General features: G+C 47.7%; 8 protein-coding genes. 4 read left to right on the top strand and 4 right to left on the bottom strand.

Translation table 11 applies throughout. The annotated features are described in order from the left end of the window. From lspA to MOX91_RS03220, 4 genes are all read left to right on the top strand, one after another. Window positions 1-585 (top strand): signal peptidase II, encoded by a 585-nt coding sequence (lspA, locus tag MOX91_RS03235; RefSeq protein ID WP_370396640.1) that lies wholly within the window; start codon window positions 1-3, stop codon window positions 583-585. A 39-nt stretch (window positions 586-624) separates the two neighbouring features. After that, entirely contained in the window at window positions 625-3,627 is a 3,003-nt protein-coding gene (locus MOX91_RS03230; protein WP_370396639.1) for an alpha-mannosidase, read from the top strand. A gap of 101 nt (window positions 3,628-3,728) precedes the next feature. Continuing rightward, window positions 3,729-7,187, top strand: coding sequence for a PPi-type phosphoenolpyruvate carboxykinase family protein (locus MOX91_RS03225; RefSeq protein WP_370396638.1), 3,459 nt, complete (start codon window positions 3,729-3,731; stop codon window positions 7,185-7,187). A gap of 446 nt (window positions 7,188-7,633) precedes the next feature. Then, the gene (locus MOX91_RS03220) at window positions 7,634-7,945 is read left to right on the top strand and encodes a hypothetical protein (RefSeq protein ID WP_370396637.1); all 312 of its coding nucleotides are present in this window, start codon (window positions 7,634-7,636) and stop codon (window positions 7,943-7,945) included. A 56-nt stretch (window positions 7,946-8,001) separates the two neighbouring features. Here MOX91_RS03220 and MOX91_RS03215 read toward each other — a convergent pair whose 3' ends face one another. Genes MOX91_RS03215 through tyrS form a run of 4 tightly spaced genes read right to left on the bottom strand, consistent with a single transcriptional unit; the run spans window position 8,002 to window position 12,756 of the window. Continuing rightward, the gene (locus tag MOX91_RS03215; protein ID WP_370396636.1) at window positions 8,002-8,505 is read right to left on the bottom strand and encodes a hypothetical protein; all 504 of its coding nucleotides are present in this window, start codon (window positions 8,503-8,505) and stop codon (window positions 8,002-8,004) included. Continuing rightward, complete coding sequence (asd, locus tag MOX91_RS03210; RefSeq protein ID WP_370396635.1) at window positions 8,505-9,395, bottom strand: archaetidylserine decarboxylase; 891 nt, start codon at window positions 9,393-9,395, stop codon at window positions 8,505-8,507. Before asd ends, MOX91_RS03215 begins: the two co-directional genes overlap by 1 nt. Next, window positions 9,386-11,578, bottom strand: coding sequence for an SF1B family DNA helicase RecD2 (gene recD2 / locus MOX91_RS03205; protein WP_370396634.1), 2,193 nt, complete (start codon window positions 11,576-11,578; stop codon window positions 9,386-9,388). Before recD2 ends, asd begins: the two co-directional genes overlap by 10 nt. Next, the gene (gene tyrS / locus MOX91_RS03200) at window positions 11,578-12,756 is read right to left on the bottom strand and encodes a tyrosine--tRNA ligase (RefSeq protein WP_370396633.1); all 1,179 of its coding nucleotides are present in this window, start codon (window positions 12,754-12,756) and stop codon (window positions 11,578-11,580) included. Before tyrS ends, recD2 begins: the two co-directional genes overlap by 1 nt. Window positions 12,757-12,765 lie beyond the last annotated feature (9 nt).

The following is a 12,765-nucleotide window of genomic DNA, read 5'->3' as shown; positions in this document are numbered from 1 at the left end:
GTGCTTAACATATCGCAAAAGTCCGAAAACCCCGCAAAGGGAACCTCGCTTTCGTGGTTCTCATGGAGGTTTTTTATCACAATGCTGCTTACCTTCGCGCTGGACAGAATTACAAAGCTTTTGGTCGTATTTTTAATGCCGATTGACGAGTCCAAGCAGATTTCCTCTCGCGTTGTCGAGATTGTTGAAGGGGTTTTTTCAATCGTGCATGTTACAAACCACGGCGCGGCTTGGGGCATCCTTTCGGGGCAGACCTACCTGCTTTCGTCGATTGCGGTTGTTACCATGGCGTCTCTTTGGTTTTTCAGGCGCGAGCTCGGGCTTTCGCACCCATTGATGCAGTACGCCATGGGATTTTTTGTCGGCGGAATTTTGGGAAATTTGTTCGACAGGATTTATTACGGGTGCGTGGTGGATTTTCTGGACTTTACAATCCCCTTTATAAATTACAGATGGCCCGCCTTTAACGTCGCCGATTGCGGAATTTTCGTCGGGGTTGCGATGTACATAATTGTGAGCGTCGTAATTGAACGTCGCGAAAAAAAGGAAAGAACATCCGGCAGAAAAAAATTTGAAGGCAGCTGATTGTTGCCTTTTTTTATGTCCTTTTAACTCTCAAAAAACATGCTTAATTCTCAAAAAACACGCTTTCTCAATCGCCTGAATTTTTTATACGAAAATATTTCATCTGATATTTCGCGCTTGAAAATCACCGCATTCTTGACGCGTGAACCCGTAAAGTTCGCAGACAGGGAAAGCGGCGAAAAACTTGAATTGAAAGAGGGAGACCGCTGGGGCGAGAGGCTTTTTGATTGCGCGTGGATGAAGTTTGAGGGGGAAATGCCCCGCGCAAAAGAAAACATCGCATTGAAGCTCGATGTAAACGGGGAAATGTTCGTGGCGGACAAGGGCGGATCTCCTGTCTGCGGGCTGACTTGCAAAATGTCGACATTTTCGGAGTCTCTCGGCAAGCCTGCCAAATGTTTTTACATTCTTCCAAAGCAGTTTTACGGCAGGAAAAAAATTTCGGTTTGGGCTGACTGCGGGCTTAACGATTTATTCGGCAGGCTGAAAGGCGAGGGCAAAATCGCCTGCGCGCGCATTGTGAAAATCAATCCCGAAATCCGCGAATTGTATTATAATTTCGAGCACGCATACGACTGGCTTTCGGCGGTCGAAAGCGGAGATGAAAACGAAAAAATTTTGTCGGACGCGCTTGTTGAAGCCTGCGATTTGCTCGATGAAAACTTTGAAAAAAATTTAAAATCCGCCTCAAAATGCCTTGAAAAAGTTTTGTATAGAAAGTCCGCGCGCCCGAGGCTTGAAGTGTCGGCAATAGGCCATGCTCACATGGACTTGGCATGGCTTTGGCCCATTCGCGAAACCAAGCGCAAGCTTGCGAGGACTTTCGCAACGGCATTGAATTTGCAGGAGCGTTTTCCCTCCTACGTTTATGGGGCGAGCCAGCCGCAGGGTTATTTGTGGATGAAGGAAGACTATCCCAAGCTTTATTCGCGCATAAAAGAGGCGGTTAAAAAAGGCAGTATCGACGCGCTTGGCGCAATGTGGGTCGAACCCGACTGCAATATGCCCTCAGGCGAAAGTTTTGTAAGGCAAATCCTTTACGGACGAAAGTTTTTTTATGATGAATTCGGAATAAAGCCGGACTATTTTTGGATTCCCGATTCTTTCGGCTATTCGCCACAGTTGCCGCAAATTCTGAAAAAAAGCAGGGTGAAATATTTTATAACACAAAAGCTTTCCTGGAACATGATAAACAAATTTCCGTACCATTCGTTTTGGTGGCAGGGAATTGACGGGAGCAAAGTTCTTGCGCACATGTTGCCCGAAAACACTTACAACAGCCCCATCGCGCCAAGAAGCCTTGTGAAAGTCGAGCGGGAATATGCGCAAAAAGACGTGAGCCGAAACGCGCTGATTGCATTCGGCATAGGCGACGGCGGCGGCGGGGCGGGCGAGGAGCATATACGAAGGCTCTTGAAAAACCGCAAGGTTTTGTCGCTTAACAAAATCAAAAACCGCAAAGTTTCCGCGTTTTTGAAGGATCTTGAACGCGAGTCCGAAAATTTCCCGACATGGAAGGGCGATTTGTATTTGGAAAAGCATCAGGGAACTTTCACTACGCAGGGCAAAAATAAAAAGCATAACCGCTTTTGCGAAAATCTGCTGCGCAAGGCTGAATGGCTCGGCTATGCTTGCGAGCGAATTTTGGGCGGACGCCAAGACATGTCTTTTTTGGAGCCAATAGAAAAAGAAATTTTGCTTTACCAGTTCCACGACATTCTCCCCGGCTCTTCCATCGAAAGGGTTTACGCGGAAAGTTGCGCGCGCTACGAGGAATTGGAAAAACTCCTGATTTCCGCAATCGAAAATTATGAAAGGAAGCTCTCAAACTATTTCGGGCAAAATCTTCTCGTAAACTGCAATTCGTGGAGCGGGAAATTTTACAAATCGGGGCGCGTTTCAAATGTTCCCGCATTGGGATTTTCGGCAGGGGCGGGCTTTAAAAAAGTTTTGAAAGCATCGGCAAAGCCTTTTGTTTTGGAAAACGGAAAATTGCGCCTCGAATTTTCGGATAGCGGTGAAATGCTTTCCCTAAAAGAAAAAGATTCGGGCGCGGAATTTTTCGACGCAAAAAAACCGTCAAACGTTTTTATGGTTTACGACGATTGCGGCGACGCGTGGGATTTCGGCTACGGCTACCGCAAAAACGGCAAGTCCAAAATGGAGTGCGTTTCTAAGAAGTTTTTTGAAAAGTGCGGGGCGGCGATTGCGGAACTGAATTTCAGGTTCGGGCAGTCAACGCTTGTTGAAAGGGTTGTATTGGAAGGCGAAAGCGACGAAATTAAAATTGAAATTTCGCTCGACTGGAAGTCGAAGCGCAAGATGTTAAGGCTTGTTTTGCCGCTTGGCTTCAAGGCTCAAAAGTCTGTTTCGGAAGTCGCGTTCGGATATTATGAAAGAGAGCCGAACGATGTCGGCAAGTGGCGCAAGGCGCGCATTGAAACGCCCGCGCACCAGTGGGTTGCAATGAAAAATAAAAAGATGTTTTTCGCGCTTTTAAACGATTCAAAATACGGATACAGGCTGAAGGAAAACGCGGTTGAAGCCTGCCTTTTGCGTTGTGTGCCGCGCCCCGGTGAGCCTTTGATTTTTGCCGCCGACAAGAGCAAAAATCCGACGGGCGACGACGTTGATTTTGCCGATGTGGGGCGTCAGAATTTCAAATTTTCCATTTTTGCGAAAAGCGGAGCTTTCGACGTGAAAGAAGTTGCGGCAAGGGCGAGGGCGTTAAATATGCCAATCTCGAACGCAAGCTCTGAAAAATCCGCCAAGAAGCGCGATTTTCAAGATTTTTCGCTTGTTGAAATCGACAACAAAAATATTGAGCTTGCGGCGATGAAGCCTGCCCAAGACGGAAAGTCTTGGATTATGCGCCTTGTCAATTTGAGCGGAGAATGCGAAAAGGCGCGCATAGGCTTAAAATTTGTCCCGAAAGAGGCTTTGGAGTGCGATTTGGCGGAAATTCCTGTCAAAAATCCGCAAATGCTTGAAAATCTTGCTTTTGGGGCGCATGAAATCAAGAGCTTTATTTTGAGATACTAAACTTTCGGCAAAATGGGTCGAAAACTTTAACATATCCGCTTGCAAAAAGTCTTGTAAAAAGGGGCTTTAAAGATTTTTATTTCACTGTAATTATCAGAATTATGGATTACGAAACCTACCTTGGCATCAACTCTGAAACAGGTCGCAACATAAAACTCGATTCCGCGTTTTTTGAATACGTCAACATGCGCCTAAGCGCGTTCGGAGCTCCAGTTTTCGGCTCGGAAAGCTCTTATCCGCTGTTGAAGCTCGCGGGGCCTCTGATTGAAAACTACCGCGAATTTGCAAGGAGAAACTCGACGAATTTATGCCCGACTGATTTGCGCATAATGAACTTTTTGCGCGGCTTTTTGGCTGAAACTTTGGACGAGCGCGAAGTTTTGCCGTCCCTTCCGTGGGCTTTCTGCCTCGAAAGAAACGGTGTCGCACGCGCGCTTTCGATGCCTGCCGACAGGGATTCTTACGAAAATTCATATGTGAAATCCTACAAGATAAAGCAGGGTGTTTTGCATAACCCCAAAAATGACAGGCGCACCACCAAGGGCGTTTTCCATGTCGTGGAAGGCGGGCTTCCCGTGCCCGACGACAAAAAGAGCGTTCCAAAGCTTGTTTTTAAAAACCTTTTGAAGGCCGCGCTCGACGCTCCCGAAGAGCTTTTGGAGCTTCCGTTTACTTCGACGCAGAAAGAGAAGGCGAAAATATGGGTATCGCTTTTCATGCGCCCGATAGTGTGCCCGCGCGTTCCCAACGGCTCTCCCGAAAAGAGCATGGAAATTCGCTTTTTTGCTCCCGGAGGGCTTGTTTCAAATTTGGATTTTACCGAAAGCATTTTCGGGAACGCCGGCAATCCTTACCTTTCAAAGAATGACCCCGCAAACGATTTTGAAACTTGGACGGGGCATACGGGCTGCATAATTTTGGCTCCGCATTTGACGCTTCTTACAAAAAAATCTCTGGGCTTGCCGCGCTATGAAGACGCGACCGAACGCCAAAGGCGCGACGGTATGTGCTACAAGGAAGAGTCCGAGCTTTACAACGACGGCGGCGCGTTCAAAATCACGGCGCGCGATGCGGGCGGAGTGATATTTACAATCATTGCCGACAACTATTTCGGCTACTCGAAAAAAGAAGTGAAGACGCAGATAAGCTTTTCCGCAAACCTCTTCGGGCAGTGCGAGGAAGAGCATAGCGGCGGCGCGCTGGCGTATTCAAGTAGGGACTTGGGCGACGATTTCTATTTGTCTTCTTACCCCAATTCCAAAAAAGGCTCGTTTAAGGAAGCAATGGAAATTATGGGCGACACCGTGGAAGTTTTTGAGGACGGATGGGCGAAAGATAAGAAGTATCCCGACATAATTTACGTTCCCGAAAACGCCTATTTCTCTTTGAAAACTCAAACCGTGAGCTGGCAGAAAGACGGGGCAGAAAAGAAAATCCGGCTTTCTCCGCACACAACGTACATTTCCCCGATTGGATATAAAATTGAAATGATGCGCCCGCACGAAACCCGCAGGTGGCGTCTTGTCGGCACGGTTGAAGAGGGTGTTTACTGCCACAAGCCCGCGACGGTTTCGGGCGGGGGCAAGAGCGAAATTTCAAAAGACATTTCAGACGCCATAATCCACGGGCCGTCCATCGTTGCCGATTTTAAAAGCGACATGGAAGCAGTTTCGGCAATCATAAACAAAAACTACGGCGACAGAAACAAAGACCCCTCTCAAAACAAAGGCAAGGACAGCCGTCCGATTTTGGATTCCCGCCGCACGATGGGTTCTGTCGTAAAGCTTCTTACTCCTTCCGAAGAGTTTACCGACGAGTATAACGAGTGGCTGAAATCCATACCGTTTTATATTCGCGAATTTGTGCTTACCGTAAAAAGGCACTATCGTCCCGAATGGGACGGCGACTGGCAGAGCAAGTTTTCGGTTGACACTATAAACGGGAAGGGCGGGAATTTGCTTAAATACAAGAACTCGAACGTCCTTACCTCTTATTTGCGCATAGGCTTTACCGAGGACGGCTCATGGCGCACATTCAGCTTGCGCAAAGACTTCTTCCCGTCCTGCAAGGTGCAGCTTGAAGACGACATCACAAGCTCCGTCGTTGTTCCGTCGCGTGATGTCGAGTATTTGCCCGACGGCTTTGAAACCCGCCATCCGTCCGTAAAGTTTACGGAAAACTGCGAGTACAGGCTCTTCCAGCGTCCCGACGAGGCAATCGTCAGGGGCTATGACAAGCGGGCTGAATTTGACATGTCGCAAAGCGATGTCTTTTTCTCCAACTACGAGCCGCTAAACCGCGCACAGGTAAAGGAATTGACGGACGACGTTTTGCGCTTTTACCGCTTTACCGAGCCGATGCAGAAAAATCTCGAGGATTTCTTGCGCGAAAACAAGCCTGAATATGTTGTAAGCTCTTCAAATCCGCGCCTTGTGAACGGATCTCCGTCCAAAAACGTGCGTTATTTGCAAAACCGCGACGACATGGTAAATCCGCGCAAATACTACATTTGCGATGTGGGCGGAAGGCTCTCCCGCAAAATTCCGATTTCAAAAAGCGTTCCGCATCCTGTTTCGAGTGTCATTGCGGGCAGGCGCAACAATCCCGCTTCCGAAGGGATACGCCCGCTTGCGGTGCATGGGCCTTTGCACTATTTGGAGCTTCCCGAAGCGTTTATGGAGTTCATAGCTTCAATGACGGGTAAGTCTCCGTCAACAACGGGCGCGGGCTTGGAAGGGGCGATGACAAAGGGCCCGTTCAACGCTCTTTGCCCGATAACCGACTTGAACAACGCCCTTGTTTCGTTTGCCCTTTGCAACTATTCGATATGGCTTAGCAGTGCGGGCTATCTCGGACCGAAGTACAGAGTTGACCACGACATAAGCCTGCTGATTCCCGAAATCTGGTCTCGAATGCGCTCGTCTGAACGCAAGGTTGATTTCCTCATGGAAAACGGAATGCTTGAACGGTGCAGGGATTTTGAATACAAAAACAAAACCGTTTGCGCGTCGCGTTTGGGCTGGAGAATAACAAGGGAGTTTGTGAACGCCTACTTCGGTAGGATTTTCTCAAGCCCCGACAGCATTTTTACCGACGACATGTTGCGCCCCGAATTGCAGGACATGGAAGTGTTTGCCGACGGAATGGACAATATGGCGGGAGCGCACAAGCGCGCCGCCGAAGCTTATTTTGCTGACGGCTCTATAGAGGGGGCATGTCCGCCTTTGCGCGCGCTTCTTCACATCATGAAAGACGGAAGCTTCGAGGGCAAAACGTTGCAGGATGCGGAAGTCAGAAAAATGTTCGACCGCGAAGAAATCGTAAAGAGCGACTGGTATGCTGAACGCCTGATTGCAAAGCAGCAGCTTGACTTGGCGGCGGCGCAGAAATCAATCGCATACTTGAACTCCAAACTGCAAAATCTTTCGGACGGCAAATCGCCTGCGGAGCTTAATCAAAAAATTGCGGAGGCGAACGCGAAATTAAAAAGCATCAAGACGCTGAATTCCCTTAAATCTTTGGGCGGAACGATTGGCGTCGATCCCTACGTTTACCAGTAAGATTTTGCACTCGGAAAGCGAGGCGGAATTTCCTTTAAACAAAGGAGAGTTGCCAAGTTTTTCATGCAGGAGGCGGCATTGGTGCCGCCTCTTTTTTTTGCGTTCAATGCGCAAAATCTATTTTGCGGAAAAGTTTTATTTTATAATGCAGATTGAATTTGTTTTGAAAAGTCCCGCAAATAAATCCCTTTTATGATAATAAGGTTTTAAGTCGGGTTTAAACTTTATTTGTTTATAATATCCATATACTTGCGTGTTTTTTTGCGCAAGGTTTTACATGGAGAGATATTTTTAGCTCGGAAAAGCATGCTGAAATCAATGTTTTAAACGGTGGAAATTTAGAAATTGCCAACGGCGGATGGTTTCAGAGAGGAAATAAATTTGATATTTATGTTGATTCGACTTCGTCTTTCACAAATTCGTCAAGAACCAAATTTTCAGGAAAGTTGAGCTTTGAAGCAGGAGCGGAAGTATCTTTTACAAACCTAAGCAATATTGACGATATGTCCTTTGAGTTCGTCGTTGACGACATTTCAGCTTTTCAAGACAAGGAATTAAACGAGTATTTCGAGACTATAACGCTTGCGGGAAGCTCGATAGAAAACTTGCTGACATCTGAAAATTTGACGGTTTTCGACAAATCTACAAATATGACGTACAATATAAGAATTTCAGATAGCGGCACTATTACAATCATTCCCGAACCTTCTGAATGCGCGGCGGTTTTCGGCGCGGCGATGCTTGTCTTTGCGGCATAACGCAGGAAAAGATAGCCATTTTTTTTTACAAAGGCGGGCTTTAAAAGTCCGCTTTTTTATTCTTCAAGTTTTTGGGCTTTTCGCCTCATTTCTATGGCTTCCGCGCTTCTTCCCGAATTGTCCAGTTCGCGCGCGAGCATTCTGTATTTGGAGGCGATTAAATCTTTTGAGCTCGGCGCAAGCTCTTCGAGATTTTCAAGCGACGCGGTTTTGCAGGCGATTGAATTTTGAATGTCGCCAACTGCTTGATACGCTTTTGCGAGGTTGTCGAGCGCGTATGAAAATTCCATTCCGCGCGGAAGCATTGCCTGCATTTCGAGGGCTTTTTCGTACTCTTCTTTCGCGCTTTTGAAATTTTTTTGCGCCATATAAGTCGAGCCTTTTGCCGAGTGCAGGGCGGCGAGCCATTTTATGCCGCTTTCCGTTTCCCTTTCGGCGGACGCCTCTACCATTTCAATGCCTGCGTCACACATTTTAAGTGCTTCTTGAAAACGCTCCGAGAGCGCGAGCTTTACGGAAATGTCCTTGAATTTTTGAAGTTTTTGCGCGAGTATTGACATTAAATAAGTTCCCCTGATTTCGAGTTTGCCTTTGACAGGTATTCAATCGGCTCTTTGCTTAGTTTTATTAGCGTTTCGTCAAACTTTGCCGCGCCTTCTTCAAAAATCGAGACAATGCAAGAGCCTCCGAATTTGAACATACCCATTGTGTTTCCGCGCAAAACCTTGTCGCCTACCTTGTCGAAGTTCATGATTGAGCCGACGTTTGTCGCGCCTATTTGGACTACCGCGCACATCTTGCCGTTTTCAAGCTCAATCAAGTTGAGCACGCGCTTGTTTTCATTGAGGTAGTTTAAATTTTTCGAGAGGGCGATGGGGTTTACTGAGTAGAGGAAGCCGCCTATTTCCCTGCGGGCGACGAGTCTGCCCGAAACCAAGTGGTGGAACCTGTGGTAGTCGAGCGGGCATAGGCGCGAAATCAGCATAGAGCCGTTTTCAAAGCGCGCGGCAAGCTCCCTGTCTTTTAGAAAACTTTCGAGGTTGAACTTTTGGTTTTTCGCAAAAAATGTATCGGATTTCGAGATGTTTTCAAACGCCAGATTGCGGGCGTCGGCGGGGAATGAAATATCGTTTGCTCCCTTTGAAAGAGGTCGGACTTCTGGCTTTATTTCTCTTGTGAAAAAATCGTTGAAGTTTTTAAATTCTTCGGGCTTTTTCGTGAAATCTGAAATTTTTATCGAGTGGTCTTTTATGAATTTTACCGCGGATTTTCGGCTTATTGGCAAATTCGCCCAAAGTCCCGTGAGAGCCGAGAAAAATTTGCGCTTAAACACGCTCCAAAGCAGTAGGCTTCCGATTGGATTTCCATAGAGAAACTCCAAGAATTTTTCCTGGCAAACATCTTCTTTTTCAATTTTTCCCGTTTCGGGATTAAAAACTTCTACTGCCATATGAGCCTTTCTTTTAGCGCGGTTCTGCGCTGTGTCATCCGCGAGTTTTTGACCGCGAGGGCGAACGCATATGGGTCGCCAACTATAAACACTTTTCCGCGCGCGCGCGTTATTGCGGTGTAAATCAAGTTGCGTTGAAGCATCACAAAGTGCTGCTTTAAAAGGGGGATTATCACTATCGGAAATTCGCTTCCCTGCGATTTGTGTATTGAGATTGCATAGGCGAGGGCAAGATCGGCGCAGTCGGTTCTTGAAAATTCTTGAATGCCGTTTTCAAACTTCGCGCTCATTTTATTTTCTTCTTTGCAGATTTTTTTTACTATCCCCATGTCGCCGTTAAAAATGTCGAGGTCGTAGTTGTTGCGCATTTGCATTATTTTGTCGCCCTCCTTGAAGAAAGTCCCGCCAAGGCTTGCGCATTCCTGCGACGTATTTAATTCTTTTTGCAAGACGGAATTTAACACGCCAATTCCCGCGGAGCCCTTGTGCATGGGCGCCAAAATCTGCGAGCCTGAAATTTTGTCCGCGCCGTACCAGCGCGGAATGAAGGTTTTTGCAAGGCGGGTGCAGGCATCGACGCATTCTTCGGGGGTCAGAGCCTCTATGAAATGTATGTCGCGTTCGGGCTTTACCGCATTTATGGAAGTCGGCACAAGCCCTTCGATTGCGCTGTTTCCCTTCAAAATTTCGTGCGACGCAACTACGATTTGGCTTCGCGAGCCTTGTCTGAAAATTTTTTCAAGCTTTGTTGTTGATATAGAGCCTGAATCTATAATGTCTTTTAGCACATTGCCCGCCCCGACGCTCGGCAACTGGTTTGTGTCGCCTACAAGCACAAGGCTTGCGCGGTTTGGGACTGCGTTTAAAATGGAAGATGCAAGGCGGGTGTCGAGCATCGAACTTTCGTCTATTATTATGAAGTCCGCGTCGAGCGGAGAGCCTTGGTTTCTGGCAAATCCGCCTTTCGAGACGTCGTAGCCTAAGAGCCTGTGTATTGTTTTCGCTTCAAGAGAGGTTGCTTCCGACATTCTTTGGGCGGCTCTGCCCGTGGGAGCGGCGAGGGCGATTTTGACTTTCTTCGCTTTCAATATGTCGCATAGGGCGCGCAAAATCGTGGTTTTGCCCGTCCCGGGGCCGCCTGTTATGATGTGGACCTTGTTTTTTAACGCCGCCAAAATTGCCTGAGACTGCTGCGGCGCAAACTCGACTTTCATGCGCTTGCATGCCCAATCGAGCGCGATTTCGTGCTTGATTGGAGGCAGGCAGGAGGGCGTTTTTGAAATTTTTTCCAGCCTTTGGGCGAGGTTGTTTTCGCAATAGTCGAGAGAGGAAGACTGTATGCTCCGTTCGCAGACTATCTTTATCTCATTCTTTTTTAGAAGCGCGCCTATTGCCTCCGCGCACCGCTCTTTTGTAAGCTCCAGCATTGCCGCCGCTTTTGCTTCAAGCTCTCCTGCGGGGACGCGGGTGTCTCCTTCCTCTTCAAACTCTTTTAGGGCGTATAAAATTCCCGTTTCGACCCTCTGCGGGCTTTCGTTCGGAATGCCTGAATTTAGCGCGATTTTGTCGGCGGTCTTAAAGCCTATTCCGTCGATTTCCCTTGCTATGCGGTAAGGTTCTTCGCGTATCACCGCGGGGCTGTCCATGCCGAATTTGCGCACGATTTTAAGGCAGGTGCCTACGCCCACTCCGTAGCGTTGAAGAAAAATCATAACGTCTCTTAGGCATCTGCGCTCTTCCCATGACGCCTTGATTTGCTTTGCCCGCTTTGAGCCTATGCCTTCAACTTCCGTCAGGCGTTTCGAGTCGTGGTCGATGACGTTAAGTGTGTCTTGCCCGAAGTGCGCGACAATCCGTTTCGCGTACTCCTTGCCGATTCCCGAAATCATTCCGCTTCCCAAAAATTTTTCCAGCCCGTAAAGAGTAGATGGCAGGCGGCTTTCAAATTCGCCGACTTTTATTTGAAGCCCGTACGATTTGTGGTTTAACCACTGCCCCTTTACAAGCACGGTTTCGCCGCACTCCAAGTTTGGCATTATTCCCGTAATCGTTATTTGCGGCTCGCTGAACTTTTGTTTTGAAGGCTTTATTTGCGCGATGCAAAAATGGTTTTCCTCGTTGAAAAACACAATGCGCTCCACAACGCCTTCCACTTCCGCGAAACTGCCGCTTTGTTCGGGCATCAGGCTTTTATTTTAAGGAAAATTCTCTTGCCCGCCTGCACCACCGTGCAGCTTTCGGGTTTTTGCAAGACTGCCGACGGGTCTGAAACTTTTTGATTATCGATTTTTACCGCGCCCTGTTCGACGAGCCTGCGCGCCTCTTTTTTGCTCGGGAAGAGCTTTGTTGCCGCCATAAGGTTAACAAGGTTTTCCTGAGCGTTTTCAGTCAGGCTTTTCCATTCAAATTCGGGCATGTCATCCGGAAGTTCGTTTTTTGAAAACACCTTTTCAAAATTTTCAAGCTCCGCCTTGCCTGTTTCTTCGCCGTAGAATTTCGCCACCAAAGTTTGCGCCAAGCGTTTTTTGCAGAGCATGGGATGCTCCGTTTTCATTTCTTCGATTTCGGAAGACGTTTTCAAAAGCAGATATTGGTAGTACTTCCACATCGTCTCGTCCGAAACCGACATGATTTTGCCGAACATTTGGCGGGCGTCGTCGTTGAATGCGATGTAATTGTCGTAGCTTTTAGACATCTTTTTTACGCCGTCCAATCCAACCAAAAGCGGCATTGTTATTACCGCCTGCCCCGACATTCCCGCTTCTGCTTGCAAGGAACGTCCGACCAAATTATTAAAGAGCTGGTCGCTCCCGCCAAGCTCGACGTCCGATTTTATCATGATTGAGTCGTAGCCCTGGATGAGCGGATACAAAAATTCGACTATTGAAATCGGTGTTTTCGAGGCGTAGCGTTTTGCGAAGTCGTCGCGTTCGAGCATTCTTGCGACCGTCATTTTGCGGGCGAGTTCGAGCATGTCGCCGAAAGACATTTTTGCGAACCACTCGCTGTTGAAATGCACTTCGGTTTTTTGCGGGTCCAAAATTTTGTACGCCTGCTCCAAATATGTTTCGGCATTTTTTTTGACTTCTTCGGGGGTTAGGACGGGGCGAAGCGCGCTTCTTCCGCTCGGGTCGCCAATGCAGGCAGTGTAGTCGCCGATGATTAAGACTGCCTGGTGTCCCATTTCCTGGAACTGCCTCAGCTTGTTGAATACGACCATATGCCCGAATGTAAGGTCGGGGCGGGTGGGATCGACGCCGAGTTTGACGCGCAGGGTTTTGCCGTTTTGAATTTTTTCGGCGATTTCGTCTCTGCCGATAAAATGTTCCGAATTTAGGGCTATCTGGTCTAAAATTGTCATAAATATAAA

Origin of the sequence: Intestinicryptomonas porci (assembly GCF_033971905.1) — a bacterium.
Taxonomy (GTDB): Bacteria; Verrucomicrobiota; Verrucomicrobiia; order Opitutales; family Intestinicryptomonadaceae; genus Intestinicryptomonas; species Intestinicryptomonas porci.
Note: the sequence above shows the minus strand (reverse complement) of the source record. Positions and strands in the feature narration are given on the sequence as shown.